Source organism: Mycolicibacter sp. MU0102, from assembly GCF_963378105.1.
Lineage (GTDB): Bacteria > Actinomycetota > Actinomycetes > Mycobacteriales > Mycobacteriaceae > Mycobacterium > Mycobacterium holstebronense.
In genome coordinates this window covers 3,998,448-4,018,260 of the sequence record NZ_OY726398.1, presented here as the reverse complement: position 1 = coordinate 4,018,260, position 19,813 = coordinate 3,998,448, and the positions used below count along the sequence as shown (strand labels likewise).

At 65.0% G+C, this 19,813-nt stretch carries 18 protein-coding genes and 3 pseudogenes; 9 read left to right on the top strand and 12 right to left on the bottom strand.

The genetic code is table 11. The features are described from left to right. The first annotated feature begins 94 nt into the window (after positions 1 to 94). Together RCP37_RS18990 and RCP37_RS18985 are read left to right on the top strand one after the other, a co-directional pair. Positions 95 to 2,017: an NAD(P)-binding domain-containing protein gene (locus RCP37_RS18990; RefSeq protein ID WP_308484522.1), complete on the top strand. Its 1,923-nt coding sequence runs from the start codon at positions 95 to 97 to the stop codon at positions 2,015 to 2,017. Further along, a complete protein-coding gene (locus RCP37_RS18985) occupies positions 2,014 to 2,901 on the top strand; it encodes an SDR family NAD(P)-dependent oxidoreductase (RefSeq protein WP_308484521.1) in 888 nt (295 codons plus the stop codon). Before RCP37_RS18990 ends, RCP37_RS18985 begins: the two co-directional genes overlap by 4 nt. A gap of 14 nt (positions 2,902 to 2,915) precedes the next feature. On the opposite strand, the gene RCP37_RS18980 is transcribed toward RCP37_RS18985, so the two are convergent. Beyond that, the gene (locus RCP37_RS18980) at positions 2,916 to 3,539 is read right to left on the bottom strand and encodes a Dabb family protein (RefSeq protein WP_308484520.1); all 624 of its coding nucleotides are present in this window, start codon (positions 3,537 to 3,539) and stop codon (positions 2,916 to 2,918) included. Next, positions 3,532 to 3,897: a hypothetical protein gene (locus tag RCP37_RS18975; RefSeq protein WP_308484519.1), complete on the bottom strand. Its 366-nt coding sequence runs from the start codon at positions 3,895 to 3,897 to the stop codon at positions 3,532 to 3,534. Before RCP37_RS18975 ends, RCP37_RS18980 begins: the two co-directional genes overlap by 8 nt. Before the next feature lie 102 nt (positions 3,898 to 3,999). On the opposite strand from RCP37_RS18975, the gene RCP37_RS18970 reads away from it, so the two are divergent. Continuing rightward, positions 4,000 to 5,238, top strand: coding sequence for an NADH:flavin oxidoreductase (locus RCP37_RS18970; protein ID WP_308484518.1), 1,239 nt, complete (start codon positions 4,000 to 4,002; stop codon positions 5,236 to 5,238). On the opposite strand, the gene RCP37_RS18965 is transcribed toward RCP37_RS18970, so the two are convergent. The 9 genes and pseudogenes from RCP37_RS18965 to RCP37_RS18925 form a co-directional block, all read right to left on the bottom strand. Beyond that, positions 5,228 to 6,175, bottom strand: a complete 948-nt coding sequence (locus RCP37_RS18965) for a LipP1 family hormone-sensitive lipase (protein ID WP_308484517.1) — start codon at positions 6,173 to 6,175, stop codon at positions 5,228 to 5,230. The two genes, RCP37_RS18970 and RCP37_RS18965, sit on opposite strands and share 11 nt — an antisense overlap. After that, entirely contained in the window at positions 6,172 to 7,041 is an 870-nt protein-coding gene (locus RCP37_RS18960; protein ID WP_308484516.1) for an IclR family transcriptional regulator, read from the bottom strand. The genes RCP37_RS18965 and RCP37_RS18960 overlap by 4 nt, the downstream gene beginning before the upstream one ends. Before the next feature lie 222 nt (positions 7,042 to 7,263). Then, positions 7,264 to 7,754: pseudogene (locus RCP37_RS18955) on the bottom strand (flavoprotein); the annotation flags it as partial. Next, on the bottom strand, positions 7,690 to 7,839 hold the full coding sequence (locus RCP37_RS18950; protein WP_308487151.1) for a hypothetical protein: 150 nt from the start codon (positions 7,837 to 7,839) through the stop codon (positions 7,690 to 7,692). The pseudogene RCP37_RS18955 and the gene RCP37_RS18950, both read right to left, overlap by 65 nt. Positions 7,840 to 7,937: 98 nt before the next feature. Continuing rightward, the gene (gene bphC, locus RCP37_RS18945; RefSeq protein WP_308484515.1) at positions 7,938 to 8,846 is read right to left on the bottom strand and encodes a biphenyl-2,3-diol 1,2-dioxygenase; all 909 of its coding nucleotides are present in this window, start codon (positions 8,844 to 8,846) and stop codon (positions 7,938 to 7,940) included. A gap of 9 nt (positions 8,847 to 8,855) precedes the next feature. After that, positions 8,856 to 10,037: an acyl-CoA dehydrogenase family protein gene (locus tag RCP37_RS18940; RefSeq protein WP_308484514.1), complete on the bottom strand. Its 1,182-nt coding sequence runs from the start codon at positions 10,035 to 10,037 to the stop codon at positions 8,856 to 8,858. A gap of 101 nt (positions 10,038 to 10,138) precedes the next feature. Continuing rightward, positions 10,139 to 10,768: pseudogene (locus RCP37_RS18935) on the bottom strand (flavin reductase family protein); the annotation flags it as partial. Positions 10,769 to 10,811: 43 nt separating this feature from the next. Beyond that, positions 10,812 to 11,929 (bottom strand): IS3 family transposase gene (locus RCP37_RS18930; protein ID WP_308483786.1). Its coding sequence is split into 2 segments (ribosomal slippage): positions 10,812 to 11,662 and positions 11,662 to 11,929, totalling 1,119 coding nucleotides; the frame shifts between segments, so codons are not numbered across the junction. Between the two features lie 83 nt (positions 11,930 to 12,012). Beyond that, a pseudogene (locus RCP37_RS18925) lies at positions 12,013 to 12,444 on the bottom strand (FAD-binding oxidoreductase); the annotation flags it as partial. 130 nt (positions 12,445 to 12,574) lie between these two features. Between RCP37_RS18925 and RCP37_RS18920 the strand changes: the two are divergent. The 6 genes from RCP37_RS18920 to dmpG all read left to right on the top strand — a co-directional run bounded on the left by RCP37_RS18920 (position 12,575) and on the right by dmpG (position 18,837). Continuing rightward, the gene (locus RCP37_RS18920; RefSeq protein ID WP_308484513.1) at positions 12,575 to 14,188 is read left to right on the top strand and encodes a flavin-containing monooxygenase; all 1,614 of its coding nucleotides are present in this window, start codon (positions 12,575 to 12,577) and stop codon (positions 14,186 to 14,188) included. Continuing rightward, entirely contained in the window at positions 14,188 to 14,985 is a 798-nt protein-coding gene (locus RCP37_RS18915; RefSeq protein ID WP_308484512.1) for a mycofactocin-coupled SDR family oxidoreductase, read from the top strand. The genes RCP37_RS18920 and RCP37_RS18915 overlap by 1 nt, the downstream gene beginning before the upstream one ends. Then, positions 14,982 to 15,827 carry a mycofactocin-coupled SDR family oxidoreductase gene (locus RCP37_RS18910; RefSeq protein ID WP_308484511.1) on the top strand — a complete coding sequence of 282 codons (846 nt, stop codon included), beginning with the start codon at positions 14,982 to 14,984 and terminating at the stop codon, positions 15,825 to 15,827. The genes RCP37_RS18915 and RCP37_RS18910 overlap by 4 nt, the downstream gene beginning before the upstream one ends. A gap of 65 nt (positions 15,828 to 15,892) precedes the next feature. Beyond that, positions 15,893 to 16,759 (top strand): SDR family oxidoreductase, encoded by an 867-nt coding sequence (locus RCP37_RS18905; protein ID WP_308484510.1) that lies wholly within the window; start codon positions 15,893 to 15,895, stop codon positions 16,757 to 16,759. 120 nt (positions 16,760 to 16,879) lie between these two features. After that, positions 16,880 to 17,809 carry an acetaldehyde dehydrogenase (acetylating) gene (locus RCP37_RS18900; RefSeq protein ID WP_308484509.1) on the top strand — a complete coding sequence of 310 codons (930 nt, stop codon included), beginning with the start codon at positions 16,880 to 16,882 and terminating at the stop codon, positions 17,807 to 17,809. Beyond that, positions 17,809 to 18,837, top strand: a complete 1,029-nt coding sequence (gene dmpG, locus RCP37_RS18895) for a 4-hydroxy-2-oxovalerate aldolase (protein WP_308484508.1) — start codon at positions 17,809 to 17,811, stop codon at positions 18,835 to 18,837. Before RCP37_RS18900 ends, dmpG begins: the two co-directional genes overlap by 1 nt. Before the next feature lie 30 nt (positions 18,838 to 18,867). Here dmpG and RCP37_RS18890 read toward each other — a convergent pair whose 3' ends face one another. After that, on the bottom strand, positions 18,868 to 19,491 hold the full coding sequence (locus tag RCP37_RS18890; RefSeq protein ID WP_308484507.1) for a TetR/AcrR family transcriptional regulator: 624 nt from the start codon (positions 19,489 to 19,491) through the stop codon (positions 18,868 to 18,870). Positions 19,492 to 19,813: the final 322 nt, after the last annotated feature.

Genomic DNA, 19,813 nt, shown 5'->3' with positions numbered 1-19,813 from the left:
CCGGTTGCGGCCAAACCGCGTCCCGCTGAGTAGACATGGGCCGGACGGATCGCCGTCGGCGGCCACATACTCGGGCTACGAGCAAGGAGGTTCGATGACGACCGATGCGACCGTGACCCCTGAGCACACAGGCTCGGATCCCGACGAGCTGAGGACGTATCTGCGTCAAGCGGACGCCGGAGTGTTGGTTGCGGTGCTGGCCCAACTGACCGGTGACCCGGCTGTTGCCGAGCGGTTCGCGGACAAGATCTCGTTCGAGCCGGATCCGCCGGAACAGGTTGGTGTCACCGACCCCGAGACCCGCGAGGCGTTGGTGGATGCGGTGACGGCGGCGCTGGGCCAGCCGCGGCCCGCCGGCGCGCTGCCGGCCGACGATACGGCCCTGTTCGCCGGGGTCGCTCCACTGGCGCTTGGAACCGCGGTGGGCAGCGAGTATGTCGACTTGCTGCTGGAGCAGGGCGGCTTTCACCCGTCGCGGCCGGTGCTGCCGCGGAGCGCCCAGCTTCCGGAGGACTTCAAGGTCGTCATCGTCGGCGCTGGAATCGCGGGCATGGCTGCCGCGCTGGAATGCTCCTCTGCGGGGATCAATTTCGAGATCATCGACCGCAACGACGAGGTCGGCGGTACGTGGTACACCGCCGTCTACCCCGGCATCGGTGTCGACACGCCGTCGGCCTACTATTCGCTGTCACGCGATATCAACGCCGCGTGGTCGAGCTACTACCCGCAAGGCGCCGAGTACCAGAAGTATCTGGAGTCGGTTGCCACCGAGAACAATTTGCGGGACCACACCCGATTCAGCACCGAGGTACAGGCGCTGTGGTGGGACGAGGACCGTCGGCAGTGGCAGATCCAGACCCTCGGACCCGACGGCGTCCGCGGCGTCAGTTATGCCAACGTGGTGATCCCCGCGGCCGGCTACCTCAACCGGCCGCGATGGCCGGATCTGGCCGGCATGGACTCCTTTGCCGGCGTCAGCGTCCACTCCGCCGAGTGGGACCCGAATCTGGACCTGCGCGGCAAAAAGATAGCGATCATCGGTGCCGGATGTACTGCGGTACAGATCGTCGACGCCTGTGTGGGCGACGTCGAGCACTTGACGGTGTTCCAGCGTCAGCCCCACTGGGTGGCGCCGCGCAAGCGACTGACCGACGACGTACCCGAGTACCGCCGGTGGCTCAACACCCATATTCCGTTCTACGCCAACTGGAACCGTCTCAAGTCGTTCTGGGGAACCGCCGACAACAACTATCCGGTCATCGTGCGGGACCCCGACTGGGCGGCCGACCATTTGTCGATCTCACCGGCCAACGACGTGTTGCTCCAGATGTGCCTGGACTACATCGACCGGGCATTCGGCGCCGGCACCGACTTGGCCAAGAAGGTCACCCCCGACTTCGCGCCGTATGGCAAACGCATCATTCGTGACCCGGGTGGTTACTACGCGGCATTGGCCCAACCGCATGTAGACGTGGAGGCCAGCGAACCCGCCGAGGTCAACGAACGGGGAATCGTGACCCAGGACGGTCGGCAGATCGATCTGGACATCATCATCTACGCCACCGGCTACTACCTGGACTTCTTGTCGACAGTGGACATCCGCGGCCGCGGGGGGATCAAGCTCAATGAGGTCTGGGGGGACAGCCCGAGCGCGTATCGGGGTGGCATGGTGCCCGGCTTCCCGAACATGTTCATCTCCTCGGCGCCGAACTACAGCCCGGGGCACGGGGCCGGGCACAACTTCGGCGTGGAGGTGATGGTGCACTACGTCATGGAATGTCTGCAGCTGATGGCCCAGCGCGACGTGGCGACCATCGAGGTCAGACCCGAGGCGTTCGAAAGCTACGTCGGCCAGATCGACACGGCGATGCAAGACACCGTGTGGTGCCACACGCCCACCGCACACACCTATTACCGCTCCGGCGGCGGGCGAATCGTTACCGCATTTCCGTTCCGGCTGATCGAGGTATGGCAGAGTCACCGTGCTCCGATCGAGGAGGATCTCCTCCTCCGATGACCCGATTGCTCAGTGGTAAAAGCGCGTTGGTGACCGGAAGCAGTCGCGGCATCGGGCGGGCGATCGCTCAGCGCCTGGCCGCCGAAGGGGCGACCGTTGCGGTGACCGCACGTTCGCACCAGCCGTCACCGTCGATGCGTGCCGGGCAGACCGAGGCGCTGCCCGGCACGATCGCCGAGACCGTCGAACTGATCGAGGCGGGCGGTGGCAAGGCGTTTGGCATCGCCGCCGATCTCGAGGACGAACTGCAGCGCGCCGCACTGGTCGACCAGGTGGTAGAGCGGACTGGTCGGATCGACATCCTGGTCAACAACGCCGGCTACGCTGACTACTCGGTCATCGAAGCCATGCCGATCCAGACTTTCGATCGCACCGTCGAACACTATGTGCGCACACCGTTTGTGCTGATCCAGCAAGCCATTCCACACATGCGCCGTCAAGGTGCGGGCTGGATCGTCAACATCGGATCGGTCACAGGCCTCGCGCCGGCGCGCCCTTTCCGCGAGTACAACAAGTCATCCGGAGATGTGATCTACGCGTCGATGAAGGCAGCACTGCACCGGCTCAGCCAGGGGGTTGCGGCCGAATTGGTGGATTCCAACATCGCCGTCAACGTGGTGGGACCGTCCAGCGCGATAAGGACGCCGGGCGCAGACAGTCTGATACCCGAGTCGTTTCCGACCGAGCCGGTGGAGTACCTGGCGGAGACGGTGTTGGCGATGTGCCACCTACCGGCGGCGGAGCGAACCGGCTTAGTTGCATTCAGCCTGCACTACCCGTGGTCCCAGCAGCTTGCCGTGCACAGCCTGGACGGCGTCACGCGGCTGCCGCCCCTGGAACCTCCCCAGCAAGCCAACCCCAACATCCTGCCCGCCGGGCTGTGATCTCTCGGCTGCACTCACGGCCGCAGTAGGGCACGGTCCGTGGCGCAGAAGCTGTGGCAGACCCGATCGCGGACGATCACGTCGGTGGTCTCGGGATCGAACCACCGGTCCACCACTGCCCAGTGGATCGGGTGCATCAGATAGGGGCCCATCAACCCGGCCACATCGGTGAATTCCTGTTCGAACACGTGCGTCCATGCGGTGCCGGTCGCGTCGCTCACGCGGCTCAGCTGCCATGCGCAGATGGTCGTGACGTAGTCGGCCATAGACTTCAGCTCCGCCTCGAACCGGGCCAGGGTCTCAGGCGGCGTATCCGGCTGAACCCGCAGCAGCAGCGTCCGGTAGACCGATCCCGGCCTGCCGGTACGGACCGGGTTCCCTGGATAAGTCGCACCGTTGATTCGGGTGATCGCGGGATCGGCCAGCGCGGCGACGAAGTGCGGTTCAGCGATTCGCCACGACGGCTCGTCGGCGAAACGCAGGTGCGCCAGGATGTCTCCGCCGTTGCGTGAACCTGAGTCGGTCGGCTCGACGATCCATCGCAGAGCCCCACTGCTTTCGGCCAGTGTTCGAAGGCGGAAGAGCAAACGATCGCCGTCACCGCTCTCGACGTCGATCAGCCGGGTGACGTTAAACATCGGCCGGCTCCGCCGTGGCGCACAGCGTGTCGACGTCCTCGGCGGCGGCCGCGACCGAGCGGGTGCGTTCTGCCACCAATTCGTCGATCTGCGACCACCATTGGCCCAACCGGGAGTCTGGGCGACCCTTCCAGGTCATCTTCCACCAGGCCAGCGGGTCGGGTAGTGACCAGGTGATGGTGATCGTGTTCGATTGATCGCCGAACCAGATGGGCGGACTGACGAGTACGCTCTGCAGCCGCATCCCGCGCTCCCTGGCACCAGGCGCGTACTCGGCAAGGTAACGATCGACGAATCGTCGGGCTTGCCCCGGCCTGGTCCGAATGCGGTCGATGACGAACACTTCACCGTCAGCCATGCAGTCGAGGCTAGAGGCGGCCCGGCAATACGTCCGGTTGCCTTCCCGGACATCGGGATACCACCGTTGACGGGCACCCGCGCCGGCGAGCACGGTTAGCCGATGAACGACCTACGTCTCAATCCGTTCGCTCCGACTCAGCTCGGTCCGGTGCGATTGCGCAACCGCGTCATCAAGGCCGCGACATCGGAAGGTCGCTCGCCAGACGGGCTGGTCACCGACGATCTGATCGACTTCCACCTGAGCTTTGCCAAGGGGGGCGTCGGCATGACCACGGTCGCGTACTGCTGTGTGTCCAAGCAGGGGGCCAGCGCGCCAGGGCAGATCGTGATGGACACCAAAGCTCTACCGGGTCTCAAGAAGCTCACCGATGCGGTGCATGAGACGGGCGCGGCCATCTCTGCGCAACTCGGCCATGCCGGTGTGGTCGCCCAGAAGAAGCTGACCGGTGTCACCGCGGTGGCACCGAGTCGCTTTGTCAATCCCACTTCGTTCGCCTACTGCAGGGAGATTCGCCGTGACGAGATCTTCGCCGTCATAGATCAATTCGGTGCCGCGGCGCAGGTGGCCGTCGACGCCGGATTTGATGCTGTCGAACTGCATTTCGGTCACCTGTATCTGCCGAGCTCCTTTCTTTCGCCGCTGATCAATCGCCGCAAGGACGAGTACGGGGGTGACATCGACGGACGGTCTCGGTTCGTGCGGGAGATCGCCGCACGAGTCCGCGAAGTGGTAGGCGATCGGATCGCCGTCATCGCGAAGCTGGACATGGACGACGGTCTGCCGGGCAGCATCTGGATCGACGAGGCGCTACGCACGGCAGCGTTGTTGGACGCTGATGGCACGCTCGATGCCATCGAGTTGACCCAGGGCTCATCGGTTTTCAAGCCGATGTATCTGTTCCGCGGAGATGTGCCGGTACGCGAGTTCGCCCGGGTGATGCCCCCGGCGCTGCGGCCCGGGGTGCGAGTGATGGGCAAGTGGGCCATGGGCAGCTATCCGTATGAGGATCTCTATATGCTGTCCGCGGCTCGGCAGTTCGTGCCGATCATGCGTAACACCAAGCTGATCCTGCTCGGCGGCATCACCACCCGTGACCACCTGGAAACCGGTATGCGTGAGGGCTTCGACTTCATGGCCATGGGTCGTGCGCTGCTGCGTGAGCCCGACCTGGTCGGCAGGATGATCGAGGACCCGCGGGTACGCAGCCGCTGCGATCACAACAACAAGTGCATGGTTACGGTCTTCACGCGCACGCACTGCGTCCTCGACCCAGAACAGCGCTATGGCCAAGCCGAGCCCCTGATCATGCCGTCTGAAGGCCCGCCCGTTACGTCGTGACCGGCGGGTCCAGGAGCTCAGTCAGTGACGCGCATGCCTGGGCTCGGGCCCTCTTGCAGATGTCGAGTGCAGGCATGGTCATGAAGCCGTGCACGCCGCCTTCGAAGTAGCGCACCACGGTGGGAACACCCGCACCGTATAGCGCCTCGGCGTAGGCGCGCCCCTCATCGCGCAACGGGTCATGGCCAGCTATTACCGCGACCGTCGGCGGCAGACCGGACAGGTCCGGGGCCTGCAGTGGGGACGAATACGGGTTGGACCGGTCGGCCACGGTGGGCACGTATTGATCCCAATACCACTGCAATGCGGGCTTGGGGTTGTAGTAACCGCGGCCGAACTGCTGATAAGACGCCGTGTCGAAATCGGCAGCGATGACGGGGTACAGGAGCAGTTGAGCTCCCAAGTGTGGGCGGCCGCGGTCGCGTGCCATCAATGCGGTGACCGCGGCAAGATTGCCGCCGGCACTGTCGCCGCCGATGAGGAGCCGGTTCGGGTCGCCGCCGAGTTCGACGATGTGGTCTGCCGCCCAAACGGTGGCCGCGTACACGTCCTCGGCCGCGGCGGGCCACCGTCCTTCGTCCGGCGCCCGCCGGTAGTGCACGGAAACAACCACGGCCGGAAGCTGATTCGCAAAGTCTCGACACAGGTCGTCATGACTGTCCAAGTCGCAGAACACCCACCCGCCACCGTGTGCCCACACCAGGGTCGGAACCGAGTTGGTGTCTGCAGCGCGTGGGCGGTAGACCCGGATCTCGAGCGGACCTTCCGGCCCAGCGATAGTTCGGTCACGCACCTGGGCCACGGGTTTGGGATCGGTCGCAGGAGTGAAGCGCGAGCGAATGGCGGCTCGGGCTTCGGCACCGGTCATCGTGTGCACCGGCGGAAATCCCGCGTTGAGGGCTTCGATGATCCTCGCGATCTGGGAATCCAGCATCATGCGAGCTGCAGGGCCCCGCCGCGAGCGGTCGGGCCGCCGCGCAGCGGTCGCATCTGCTGCAGGGTTGGGGACACTCGCACTGGCCCGGAGTCGACCGCCTGCCAGATGCCCATCGCGGCGATACGCACCGGAGCGACCAACCGCTGGTCCAGCTTTATCCGGTTCATCGGCCCGCAGACCGAGATCGCGGCGACCGCCTCGCCCGGGTCGCCGATCGGTGCCGCGACGCAGCCGAAGCCGGGCAGCGACTCCTCCCGGTCGGACGCGAAGCCGTGAGAGCGGACTTTGAGTAGTTCGCTACGGAGTTGGGCGTGCGTGGAAATCGAATACTTGGTCCGACGGGGGAGCCGGTCGGAGTTCAAGACGTCGATGTCGCGCTCGTCGGCAAACGCCAACATGGCCTTCCCCACCGCCGTGCAGTGCGCCAGTTGGCGGCCACCGACACGGGTCGGGATTACCGCGGCCATGCGGTCGCCGACCTTGTCCATGTAGACGACGTCGGGTCCGTCAAGGACGGCGAGGTGAACCACCAAGCCGGTCGCGGCGTGAAGTTCGTGCAGCTTACGCAACGCGGCCTTGTGCAGGCGATCCTGGTGTACCGCCAGGGAACCCAGCTCGACAAGGCGCATGCCCAGTTCGTAGTCCCGGCCGCTGCGGCGAAGCCACCGGAGCTGGACGAGACGCTCGAGCATGCGGTGCGCTGACGATCGGGGGAGCCCAGTCCGGCGCACGATCTGCGCCAGGGTAAGACGGCCGGGCCCGTCGAACGCGTCGAGGACTAGGGATACCCGATCAATCACGGCGCTAGGGGTTTCGTTGGGCGCACCCTTGGCGGCGGTCACGGGTAATGCGGCTGTCGCGGGCATTGAGAAATCCTCCGGTACATGCCTAATAGGCATATGACTAATGGTCATATATCTACCACATGGGTGTCGCTGTTGTCACACTTCCGGCTGAATTTGAGTGGTCGCACATCCGCGGGCCCGACGCCAGAGTTTCGCCAACCTGCGGAGTGGCGCGACGGGCTACGCGTCGGTCCCTCAGGGCAACCCCTGTCCGGCGCTGTGCGTCGCAGGTTGTGGGTGTCGTCAGGCCCGAGCTGCGCTGCGTCCGGCCCGTCGGCCGTAGAAGCTGCCGTCGCCCAGTGACACCCCACTGGCGTAGAGCGCCACGCCGCGAGTCGGGCGGCCGATCATCCCGGCGCATACAGCCCCGGGATGGGTTCACCACTGACGTGGAGTACGTGGCCGCCGAGCGTGAATCCGTGCTCTCCCCGCGGGTCGATGGCGCCGACAGGGGAACCGATCGGCTTCAGCCATTGCGCCTTCTTGTGCAGCAGGGGATCTCCTGCGCGAGCAGCGCCGTCGTTGTATGCCGCCACGGTGGCCTGCAGCGCGCCCGGCGCCAGGCTCATCTCAGTCTCGAGGTCGACGACGGTGTCGGCGACCCAGGTGGGTGAGCGCATCATCAGCTTCGGTGACGCCGAGGCCATCGCCTCCTCCTGGGCCGCACCGTCAATGATCAGAAACGCCGTGTTGTCCTGGTGATACAGCGCCAGTTTTCCGAGCCGGCCGGGGTAACCCACCGGCCATCGCCGCGGCTCCACCCCACGAGCCGGTGCGTTCAATCACCAGGACCTCTGCGCCGGTGTGGGCGGTCTCCACGGCCGCGGCGGCGCCAGCGACACCGAAACCTGCGATGACAACGTCGACTTCGTAATCCCAGCCGGCCACTTCGGCGGCGGCCGGGCTGAAGTCCGTCGTCACGGCCGCATCGCTGCCGGCAGGTCGTCCACCCACTGATGACCCCAGTAGCTGTCGGCCGTGATCTCTTCAGCGGTGTAATACGTTTCGTCGACCCGCATGCCCTCAGTGCCGAACTCGATGTCCCAGTCTCCGGGTGCCCGGACGTAGAACGACACCATCTTGTCGTTGGTGTGCCGCCCCAGCGTCGACGACACCTGGAACCCATCCTTGGCGACCCGGTCAAGCGCCTGCCCGACACTGTCGAGGCTGTCGACCTCCACCATGAGGTGGATCAGCCCGGGGTCGCGCAGCGTTGCAGCGGGGCACAGCGCCAGGCTGTGATGCCGGTCGTTGACGCCCAGGAAGCGAACGCGCACCGGCCCGAACTCCGGCGGTACGGGCACTCGGAAGGCGCCGCGCGACTTGAACCTCAGTACTTCGGTGTAGAACTCGAACAGGCCGTTGACGTCGAGTGCCGGCAGTACCACGTGCCCGAGACCCTGATCGCCAGTCACAAATCGTGCTCCGAACGGGGTGACCACCGGACTGTGGTCGAGAACCGGACCGTGGAACACCTCAAGCGAAGTGCCGGCGGGATCTTCGAAAGCGATGACCTCCTCGACACGGCGAGCATCGGCTTCTGCCAGCGACAGCTGCTTGTAGGGCACTCCCGCAGCATCGAGGGTGCGCGCGAGTACCTCTAGATCAGAATGGTCGCGAACTTCCCAGCCGACGGTGGCGATCTTGTCGCTATCGCCCGGCGATACGATGATCCGCGCGGAGCGCTCGTCCATCCGCAGGTAAAGCGAATCCGGATCGGGGCCGCTACCTTGCGCGAAACCCAGTACCCCGAAGGCGAAGTGGCGCCACCGCTCGATGTCGGCGGCGTGGACCGAAACGTAGCCGAGGCTCTTGATCGGGCTCACGGTCAACTCCTAGATCATTGCCCGCAGCGGACCCTGCGGGTCCACGCCTAGCGAGCTCAGCGCCGATGCGTGATAGACCGTGCCGGGGACGTGGATGGCGTGTGCCTGCCCGATGTGAACGTCACGCCAGTACCGCTGCAGCGGCTTATCCATCCGAGCTGCGTTGCCGCCGCAGCGGGCGAAGATCTCGTCGACCGCGGACACCGCGCGCCAGACTGCGCGTACCTGCGTCCGGCGCCCGGCTGCTCGGTTCTCGAACGAGACCTCCTGGCCGGCGGCCACCATGTCGTAGATGCGGTCGGCGTTGGCGAGGAGTTCCTGTCGCGCGGCGTTGATGTCGGCGGCGGCCTCGCCGATGGCGAACATCACGTAGGGATCGTCCTTGATCGCCACGCCGCTGGAGTTCACCCGCTCGCGCTGGTAGGCGAGTGCGGCGGCCAGCGCACCTTCGGCGATGCCAATCGTGGCCGAGGAGATGCCAAGCGGGAACATCGTCGACCACGGCATCAGGTAGAGCGGCTCGGTCATCCCGGCTTCGCGCTGGGCGGTGCCGTCCATGACGTGCATCGCATCCATCGTTCGGTAGCTGGGCACGAAAGCGTCGGAGACGATCACATCCTTGGAGCCCGTGCCACGCAGTCCCACAACGTCCCACGAGTCTTCGACGATCTCATAGTCCTTGCGGGGCAGGATCATGTGCAGCATCTGCGGCGGCATCAATGGCTTGCCCTGCGCGTCGCCGATCATGGCGCCCAGGATGATCCAGTCGCAGTGGTCGGTGCCGGAACTGAACTGCCAACGGCCGTTGAAAATGTAGCCACCCTCGACCGGCTTGGCGACCCCCTGCGGGGCGTAGGGCGACGCTACCCAGGTGTCAACGTCGTCGGCCCAGATCTCATCGCCCACACGGGGATCGGCGTAGGCGATCTGGTAGGGGTGCACACCGACCACGCCGTTGATCCACCCTGCGGAGGGGTCCAGTGCGGCGGTCGCCATTACCGTCTCGGCGAACTCGCGAGGGTGAACCTCGAGCCCGCCGTGCTTCTTCGACTGCAACAGCCGAATGTTGCCGATTTCCTTCATGGACTTGACCGTGTCGTCGGTCAGCTTGCCGATCTTCTCGGCTTCCTCGGCTCGCCCTCGCAGCTGGTCGGCTAGCTCCGCGATGCGGTCGATCACCCGTTTAGTCATGTCAACGATGGTGGACGCGGTATGCGTGCGATTACCCACCCCGTCCCGGTCAGCGGACGACATTCGCCGGCGATTGCTGTCCGTGGGGCGCGCGCGTCCGATCAGAACTCGATCTTCAGCTTGCCCGACCGCGGGCGCGCCTGGCACGCGAGGAACAACCCCTCGGCGATGTCCTCCGGCTCGAGAATCGCGGCGTTGCCCAAATCGACCTCACCTTCGACCACCGTTGCCGCACACGAGCCACAGTTGCCCTCCCGGCAGGAGAAGGGAACGTCGACGCCCGCGGCGAGCATGACATCGACCAGGTTGCGAGATTTGGGCCAACCGAGATGATGGACCATTCCATCAATGCTGATCTCCGCTTCGGACGACTCTTCGTCGGCGTCGATGTTCTCAAGGGGCAATTCGGCAAACGGATCGCCCGTGAGCGACTGAAACACCTCGAGGTGGATGTTCTCGCGTGGTACGCCAGCCTCGCTGAGCGCGTCCTTGACCACCGCCATGAATGGCTCGGGCCCGCAGACGAACGATTGGCAATTGGTGAACATCCGGGTGAATCCGCCCAATTGGGCGCGGGTCGGCAGGCCCTGGATCGACTCCAGCCAGTGCATCACAGTGAGCCGACCCGCGTAGCGGGCTGCGAGTTCGCGCAGCTCCGCGGCGAAGATCACCGAACTCTCATCGCGGTTGGCGTAGCACAGGACTACCCGCCCAGTGCCAGCCGCGAGTACCTGGCCGGACCCCGTGAACTGGTCCACGGCGAACGAGAGTCGTTCATCGGTGGGTACAGGCGGCAGCATAGCGGGCAGGCGGTAGGTAGCCCAGCGATGAATGCCGCCGATGGTGGTTGTACTCGTGCTTCCAGTCGCCGATTACGACACGGGCCTGGGCCAGCGACCAGAAGCTGTTGATGTTGAGGCATTCGTCGCGGATGCGGGAGTTGAACGACTCGACGTAGCCGTTGCGCCAAGGCTCGCCGGGCGGGATGAAGTGCAGCCCGACCTGTCCGTCGGCCCAATCAGCCATTGCGCCGCAGGCTAATTCAGGTCCATTGTCACAGCGCAGCACCGCGGGATAAGTTCCGCGTTCGGCGGCCGCACGGTCGAGCTCGCCGATCAGGTGATCGCCGGTGATGCTGCGCTCGACCATGTCGCCGAGGCATTCGCGGGTGTGTTCGTCGATGATCGACACGATCTTGATCGGCCGCCCGTCGGTGGTGACGTCGAACTGGAAGTCGACGGCCCACACCCGGTCGGGAGCATCCGCGACGACCGCTGGCGGGGCGGTAGAGGTGCCGTGGCGTTTGCGCTTGCGGCGCTGCGGGACCCGCAGGCCTTCCTCGCGCCACAGGCGTTGGATCTTCTTGTGATTGACGATCCAGCCTTCGCCGCGGGCATCGTGGTAGGCCGGCCGGAAACCACGACGGGGATGGGTCTTGGCGTAGGCGCGTAGCCAGTCCCGCAGGGCGGCGTCGGGATCCTCGGGTGTCGCCGACGTGGGTTCGTGGCGTTGGGTGGCGCGGTGTTGCCCGGTGACGCGGCAGGCGAACCGTTCGCTGACCCCCAGCACACGCTGGAGGTGACGAACGGCTGCCCGCCGGCGTTCCGGGCCTAGAAGTTTCCCTTGGCGATCTCCCGCAGCGCGTCCTTCTCCAACTCGGCATCGGCCAACAGGCGCTTGAGGGTGGCGTTCTCGCGTTCGAGGTCCTTGAGCTTCTTGGCGTCCTCGGCTTTTAACCCGCCGAACTGGTTGCGCCACCGGTGATAGGTGGCCTCGGAGACCCCGAGTTCACGGCAGACCTCCGCGGTGTCCTTGCCCTCGGCCAGCAGCCTGTCGGCGGCCATCAGCTTGCGCACAACCTGCTCGGGGCTGTGCCGTTTCCTCGTCGTCATGATCTTGTCGAGCCTTCCTGCCCACAACGTGGGCCGCAAGACTCTCATAAACCATGGATCAACCGATCGGGGTCAGGCCATACCGACTTGAGGATCGAGATCACCGGGGTGACCCCGCTGCCCGCTGCCCACAGCAGGAAATCGGCATCGAGGTCCTGTGGTGTGAATTGGCCCGACGGGGGCAGAACATCGATCTTGTCACCGACAGACACGTTGTCGCACAACCAGTTCGACACGTATCCGCCGTTGGTGCGCTTGACAGTGACTTTGTGTGCGTCGTCGGTGTGCGGTGAACTCGCCAGTGAGTAGCAACGAGCGGCCGAGCCGGTCACGTCGCTGGGCACGCGCAGGGTCAGGAACTGACCCGGGCGGTAGCCGAATCGCTCCCGATGCTCGTCGGGAATGTCCAGCACCACCGACTTGGCGTCAGGGCTCTCCTCGATTACGGCGGTGACGGTCAGTGATACGGCACGCGAGGTGATCCCGGGTCGGCCGGCGGGTTCTGCATCGGTCATGCGCGACATTGTGTGTAGGTCCGCGAATGCAGCGGGGCGCGTTCACCGGTGGCTGGGAGAAAAATCCCGATGCCCGTTGACTGGGAAGTAGCGGGGCCCGAGTGCCTGGGAATTCCTTACGGTAGCCGTCGTGAGCAGCGCGACTGATAGCTACGTCGACGTCATTGTGGTTGGTGCCGGGTTCGGCGGACTTTATGCCCTGCATAAGTTCCGGGCGCAGGGTATGTCGGTCCGTGTCTTTGAAGCGGCACCCGAAGTCGGCGGCACCTGGTACTTCAACCGGTACCCCGGTGCGCGCTGTGACGTCGAGAGCCTCGACTACTGCTACTCGTTCTCCGACCACTTGCAACAGCAGTGGACCTGGACCGAGAAGTACGCCACCCAAAGTGAGATCCTCGCGTACATCAACTGGGTCGCCGACACGTTGGATTTGCGGCCGGGAATCACCTTCAACACCAGGGTGGTCTCGGCTGTCTTCGACGAGGACGCGACGCGATGGACGGTCGTCACCGACAACGGACAGACCGTCGTCGCGCGCTTTGTGGTGATGGCCACCGGGCCGCTGTCTTCGCCCTTGACTCCGGACATCCCGGGACTGGAGACCTTCGGCGGCGAGATCTATCACACCGCGCACTGGCCGCACAAAGGAGTGAACTTCGCCGGCAAACGGGTCGCCGTTATCGGAACCGGTTCTTCTGGAGTTCAATCGATTCCGATCATCGCGGAGCAGGCCGCACAGCTCGTCGTATTCCAGCGCAGCCCCAACTACAGCGTGCCCGCGGGCAACCGCCCGTTGACCGCCGAGGAGATCACTCACGCCAAGGCCACCTATGCCGAACGGCGCCAGATGTCCTGGCGCAGTGGCGGAGGGTCTCCGCATGTGCCACATCCGAAGTTGACCATGCAAGTCTCGACCGCAGAGCGCCGGGCGGCCTTCGAGGAGCGCTGGCAGCTGGGCGGCGTGTTGTTCTCCAAGACCTTCGCCGATCAGATGATTGATATCGAGGCCAACGAAGAGGCCCGCAAGTTCTACGTAGAGAAGATTCGTGCGGTGATCGACGATCCCAAGACCGCCGAACTGTTGATCCCCAACGACCATCCGATCGGTACCAAGCGAATCTGCACCGATACCAATTACTTCCAGACATTCAATCGGCCCAACGTGGATCTGGTCAGTGTTCGTGAGACGCCGATCGAGGCGATCTACAAGGCAGGCATCAAGACTTCGGCAGCGCACTACGAGCTAGATGCGATCGTGCTGGCGACCGGCTTCGATGCTATGACCGGGACGCTGGCCAAGATTGACATCGTCGGACGCAACGGGCGCAAGCTGGCCGACGACTGGTCGGAGGGTCCCCGTACCTACCTCGGCCTCGGTGTCGACGGATTCCCCAACCTGTTCCTGGTTTCGGGGCCCGGCGCCCCGGCGGTACTGGCCAACATGGTTCTGCATGCCGAGGCGCACATTCAATGGATCTCCGATGCCATCGCCTACCTCGATGAGCACGGCTACTCGGCCATGGAGGCCAGCTCCGATGCGGTGGACGCCTGGGTTGCGGAATGCAACCAGCGGGCCGACGCCACCCTATTTCCGAAGGCGAACTCCTGGTACGTGGGTGCCAACGTGCCCGGAAAGCCCCGGGTGTTCATGCTCTTCATCGGAGGCTTCGCCACCTACCTCGACATCTGTGCCGAGGTTGCCGGCAAGGGATACCGTGGATTCAGGCTCCTCAAGGCTTCGTGATGCCCAACCTGGCCGGCAAAGTCGCCGTGGTGACCGGTGCCGCACGTGGGACGGGGCGTGCTCATTGCGAGCGACTGGCCGAGTGCGGCGCCGACATCATCGCGCTCGACATATCCAGTGCAGCCGACGATCTCGCGGTGATGTCGGCGGCTCTTGTCGAGGGTGGACGCCGTTGCCTGACCGCGGTGGCCGACGTCCGAGATCTCGACTCGTTGTCCACGGCCATCGACGCGGCGGTGGCCGACCTGGGGCGTCTGGACATCGTGATTGCCAATGCCGGCATCCACGCATCCGGCGCACCAGTGTGGGAGCTCGCGGCCCAGGTTTGGCGGGATGCGCTCGACATCAATCTCACCGGCGTGTGGCATACCGTGAAGGCAGCTGCGCCCCATCTGGGGGTGGGCGCTTCGATCGTCATCATCGGTTCGACCAGCGGGATTCGCGGAACCGGCGGCACTGCGCACTACACTGCCTCCAAGCACGCGGCGGTAGGTCTGGCTCGTACGCTCGCGAACGAGCTTGGCCCACGCGGGATCCGCGTGAATATGGTGCACCCGGGTGCGGTGGCTACGCCGATGGTTCGCAACGAGGCAACCTACCGGCGATTGCGGCCCGATCTCGACGACCCGACCGAAGCCGACGCCATCGAGGTTCTGGCAGCGCGCAACCTGCTGCCGGTGCCGTGGGTTCAGCCGCGTGATGTCGCCAATGCTTCGGCCTTCCTGGCTTCCGACGAGGCCCGCTATGTCACCGGAGCGCAATTGGTCGTCGACGCCGGATTGACCGAGAAGACATGACGGTACCTCGGCTCTCTGGAAAGGTAGCGCTGATCACGGGCGCGGCGCGCGGAATCGGTCGGGCGCAGGCGCTGCGCTTTGCCCAAGAGGGCGCCGACATCATCGGAATCGACCTGTGTGGACCCGTGGATACGGTTGTGGTGCCGCCTTCCACCCCCGACGACCTTCATGAAACGGCGCGCCAGGTGCGTTCCGTCGGCGGAAACATGACGACTGCGGTGGCCGATGTCCGTGAACGCGAGGCGTTGCGTGCAGCCGTCGACGAAGCCGTGAGCCGTCACGGGGGACTCGATATCGTCTGTGCCACCGCCGGGATAACGTCACGCGGATCTGCGGTGGACCTTCCACAGGAGACTTGGCGCATGATGCTGGACATCAATCTGACTGGGGTGTTCCACACCTGTCAGGTCAGTGCGCCGCACGTGATAGCCCGCGGTGGCGGTGCCATGGTCTTGGTGAGCTCTATCGCGGGTCTGACCGGGCTGGTGGGAGTCGCGCACTATACGGCGGCTAAGCACGGTGTGGTCGGCCTGATGCGCAGTCTCGCCAATGAGCTGGCGCCGCATCGCGTACGGGTCAACACAGTCCATCCGACCAATGTCGACACGCCGATGATTCAGAACGACGCGGTACGCAGCGCCTTTCGGCCGGACCTGCATCGGCCGCCCACGCGTGACGAGTTCGCTGAGTCGGCAAAGACGATGAACATGCTTGATATTGCGTGGGTGGATCCTGTCGACGTGGCAAACGCGTGTCTGTTCCTGGTGTCGGACGAGGCCCGGTACATCACCGGAGTCGCCCTGCCTGTGGATGCGGGAAGCACGCAGCGGCAACCGCGGTGACGGAATGTTGGGCCGAAGGTCGTCGACGATGACCTGGGTTTGGTGGCGGTAGGGAGAGGCGCGCAGTGGGAACGTACGTTGTTACTGGATCGGCATCTGGTATGGGTCGCCAAGCCGCCGAGAAGCTGCGGGCGGCCGGCCATAAGGTCATCGGAATCGACATCAACGACGCAGAGATACGCGCCGACCTCTCGACCCAGGACGGACGCCGCTCTGCCGCGGAGGCGGCGTTGGGTGCCTGTGGTGGAGTCCTCGACGGTGCTGTACTTGCCGCCGGACTGGGGCCCATTCCCGGACGCAGCCGGCTGATCGCGCAGGTCAACTATTTCGGCGTTGTCGACCTGTTGACGGCGCTGCGGTCGGCCTTCGCCAGCGCTGGTTGCGCCAAAGTTGTCGTCGTTGCCAGCAACTCCACCACGACAACTCCCATGGTGCCCCGCCGGGCCGTCCGTTCTCTGCTCGCCGGGGATGTCGACAAAGCGCTGGGTGCAGTTCGCATCTTCGGCAACCGTTCCGCCGCCATGAGCTACGCAGCGTCAAAGATCGCGGTGTCACGTTGGGTGCGACGCCACGCCGTCGCCCCCGAGTGGGCTGGGGCCGGTATCCGGCTCAACGCGCTTGCGCCGGGGGCGATCATGACGCCGTTGCTGGCCGAGCAGCTGGACAATCCTGGAGAGGCCAAGGCGATCAAGGCGTTTCCGGTGCCTGTAGGGGGATACGGGGACGCAGCGCAGATCGCGGACTGGATGGTGTTCATGCTGTCCGATGCCGCTGAATTTCTTTGTGGCAGTGTTATCTTCGTCGACGGCGGCTCCGATGCATACTTCCGCTCTGAGTCGTGGCCAGCTGCTGTGCCTTTCAGGGGCCTGCCTCGCTATCTGCTGAGGTTCCTGTCGTACGCCCGCTCAAGGCGCGCCCTGGGGCGAACTTGAACCGGTGAGGTGTGCGATGTCCGGTGAGCGGACGATCACGCGCGCAACGGCACCGAACCGGGGAAGAGTCCAGGTGGTTGGCCATTGCGGTCTGGCTGGTTTTCCAATAGAGGAGCGTTCATGGCTGCCAAAGCCTCAGTGGCGATTGTCGGGTCGGGCAACATCAGCACCGACCTGCTGTACAAACTGCTGCGTTCGGAGTGGCTGGAGCCGCGCTGGATGATCGGTATCGACCCGGAGTCCGAGGGCCTGGCCCGAGCCCGCAAGCTCGGCCTGGAGACCTCGGCCGAGGGGGCGGACTGGCTGCTGGCCCTGGATGAGAAGCCGGACTTCGTCTTCGAGGCCACCAGCGCCTACGTGCACAAGGCGTACGCGCCCAAGTACGAGGCCGCCGGCATCCGGGCCATCGACCTGACCCCGGCCGCGGTGGGCCCGGCGGTGATCCCGCCGGCAAACCTGCACGAACACGTCGACGCACCGAACGTCAACATGATCACCTGCGGCGGCCAGGCCACCATTCCGATCGTGTACGCGGTCACTCGCGCGGTCAAAACCCAGGGCGGCACCGTGCCGTACGCGGAGATCGTTGCCAGCGTCGCGAGTGTGTCGGCCGGGCCGGGTACGCGGGCCAACATCGACGAGTTCACCAAGACCACCTCGGCGGGTGTGCAGACCATCGGCGGTGCCGAGCGCGGCAAGGCGATCATCATCTTGAACCCCGCCGACCCGCCGATGATCATGCGCGACACCATCTTCTGCCAGATCCCCGAAGACGCCGACCGCGACGCGATCACCGCGTCCATCAAGGACGTCGTCGCCCAGGTGCAGACCTATGTGCCGGGCTACCGGCTGCTCAACGAGCCGCAGTTCGACGAGCCGTCGCTGAACTCCGGCGGGCGCGCCGTGGTCACCACCTTCGTCGAAGTCGAGGGCGCCGGCGATTACCTGCCGCCGTATGCGGGAAACCTGGACATCATGACCGCCGCCGCCACCAAGGTCGGCGAGGAGATCGCCCGCGAGATGGCGGCAGCAAAGGCTGGAGGAGCGTAATGAGCGACCACATCTTCGATGTGCGGATCACCGACACCTCGCTGCGCGACGGCAGCCACCACAAGCGTCACCAGTTCACCCCCGAGGAGGTCTCGGCGATCGTCGCCGCGATCGACGCCGCCGGGGTGCCGGTGATCGAGGTGACCCACGGGGACGGGCTGGGCGGGTCGAGCTTTAACTACGGGTTCTCCAAGACGCCCGATCAGGAGTTGATCAAGCTCGCGGCGGCCACGGCCCGCGACGCCAAGATCGCCTTCCTGATGCTGCCCGGCGTGGCCACCAAGGAAGACATGAAGCAGGCGCAGGGCAACGGCGGCGAGATCTGCCGGATCGCCACCCACTGCACCGAGGCCGATGTCTCGATCCAGCACTTCGGCCTGGCCCGCGAGTTGGGCCTGGAGACCGTCGGGTTCTTGATGATGGCCCACACCGTCACCCCGGAGAAGCTGGCCGCCCAGGCCCGCATCATGGCTGATGCCGGTTGCCAGTGCGTGTACGTGGTCGACTCGGCCGGTGCGCTGGTGATGGAAGGTGTTCGCGATCGGGTGGCCGCGTTGGTCACCGAGCTCGGTGATGACGCTCAGGTGGGCTTTCATGGCCACGAGAACCTCGGGCTTGGTGTCGCCAACTCGTTGGAGGCGGTGCGCGCCGGTGCCAAGCAGATCGACGGCTCGGTGCGCCGATTCGGCGCGGGTGCGGGCAACGCCCCGGTCGAGGCGCTGATCGGGGTGTTCGACAAGGTCGGAATCAAGACCGGGATCGACTTCTTCGACATCGCCGACGCCGCCGAGGAAGTGGTGCGCCCGGCCATGCCGGCCGAGTGCGTGCTGGACCGCAACGCGCTGATCATGGGCTACTCCGGGGTGTACTCCAGCTTCCTCAAGCACGCGGTGCGCCAGGGCGAGCGTTACGGCGTGCCCGCTCACGAGCTGCTGCACCGGGCCGGGCAGCGCAAGCTGATCGGCGGCCAGGAGGACCAGCTCATCGACATCGCGCTGGAGATCCAGCGGGAGCGGGCTGCGAAATAGTCGCGGCATGACGGAGCGGCCGCAAGGAATTCACGCCCCTCGGATCGATGGCCTCGCACTGGGCTTCGGCGCCTGATTCTGGGGTCTAGCATTTTCGCGGATCGCCGCAAGGGCGTGTTCGAGTCGCCGACACAGATCAAGCGCCGTTGTCCGATTTTGGGTTATCGCAAGGATGTTTGCTATCCATACATCCGCAACTAGTGCCGCCACCTGATGGTTGTGATCAGGTTGAGCGGGCTGGTGGTGGTGCATGACGTCGGCGAAGATTTGGATCAGCTTGTCCCGCACTAGTTCGGCTTTACGCGCGGCTGTTCCAGTCGCATTGAGATATGCGCGCGCCGCAGCTTCCGCGAGGAATGGTGTCAATTCTAACTGGGTAGTGAGCGATTCGACGGTGCTAAGCAGCCGCTGGTGCGGCTCAGTACCGCGACCGTTGTCGGCCACGTCGTAAGTTGTGAAGTCACTCAACCAACTGTGCAAGCATTCCAGTAGCAGACCGTCCTTTGATGGGAAGTAGTAATAGACAGAGCTGAGCGGCACCCCAGCGGCATCGGCCACCGCCCGTATCCGGACCCCTCCATAGCCATGAGCGGCCTGCTGCAATGCCGCGGTCAAAATGCGTTCGCGCCGATGGTCTGGCTGAGGCTGAGTCACCGGCGAGCTTCCGAACCACGGGGCATAGCATCCGGAGCGAACTCACTTAATGCGGTAACGGCTCTGGTCGTCCGTAGGATCGGTGCCGATCCAGAACGGACGGCCACCGAACCGAGTCGGACTGACACATCGCACCCTATCTCTCAAGGCCCCTACCGCCAGTGGATCTGCAATGGTGGCGGCCCCAGACCCTGCACGATAAGTTGCGCACAGATCAGTTGGGTGATGACTGCTCATTCACTGGAACGATTTTTGCCAGATGAGGATCGAGCGTTGTCTTGTGCTCATACGGAAAGGGCAGCGCACGCTTGTCGCCTCGCTT

What these genes read in the sequence shown, in the direction of transcription:
- RCP37_RS18980 (WP_308484520.1), bottom strand. Translation starts at nt 3,539, where the DNA reads ATGTTTAACGTCACCCGGCTGATCGACGTCGAGAGCGGTGACGGCGAT.
- RCP37_RS18900 (WP_308484509.1), top strand. Translation starts at nt 16,880, where the DNA reads ATGGCTGCCAAAGCCTCAGTGGCGATTGTCGGGTCGGGCAACATCAGC.
- RCP37_RS18960 (WP_308484516.1), bottom strand. Translation starts at nt 7,041, where the DNA reads ATGCCCGCGACAGCCGCATTACCCGTGACCGCCGCCAAGGGTGCGCCC.
- RCP37_RS18965 (WP_308484517.1), bottom strand. Translation starts at nt 6,175, where the DNA reads ATGATGCTGGATTCCCAGATCGCGAGGATCATCGAAGCCCTCAACGCG.
- RCP37_RS18970 (WP_308484518.1), top strand. Translation starts at nt 4,000, where the DNA reads ATGAACGACCTACGTCTCAATCCGTTCGCTCCGACTCAGCTCGGTCCG.
- RCP37_RS18940 (WP_308484514.1), bottom strand. Translation starts at nt 10,037, where the DNA reads ATGACTAAACGGGTGATCGACCGCATCGCGGAGCTAGCCGACCAGCTG.
- RCP37_RS18910 (WP_308484511.1), top strand. Translation starts at nt 14,982, where the DNA reads ATGACGGTACCTCGGCTCTCTGGAAAGGTAGCGCTGATCACGGGCGCG.
- RCP37_RS18915 (WP_308484512.1), top strand. Translation starts at nt 14,188, where the DNA reads ATGCCCAACCTGGCCGGCAAAGTCGCCGTGGTGACCGGTGCCGCACGT.
- RCP37_RS18975 (WP_308484519.1), bottom strand. Translation starts at nt 3,897, where the DNA reads ATGGCTGACGGTGAAGTGTTCGTCATCGACCGCATTCGGACCAGGCCG.
- RCP37_RS18990 (WP_308484522.1), top strand. Translation starts at nt 95, where the DNA reads ATGACGACCGATGCGACCGTGACCCCTGAGCACACAGGCTCGGATCCC.
- RCP37_RS18985 (WP_308484521.1), top strand. Translation starts at nt 2,014, where the DNA reads ATGACCCGATTGCTCAGTGGTAAAAGCGCGTTGGTGACCGGAAGCAGT.
- dmpG (WP_308484508.1), top strand. Translation starts at nt 17,809, where the DNA reads ATGAGCGACCACATCTTCGATGTGCGGATCACCGACACCTCGCTGCGC.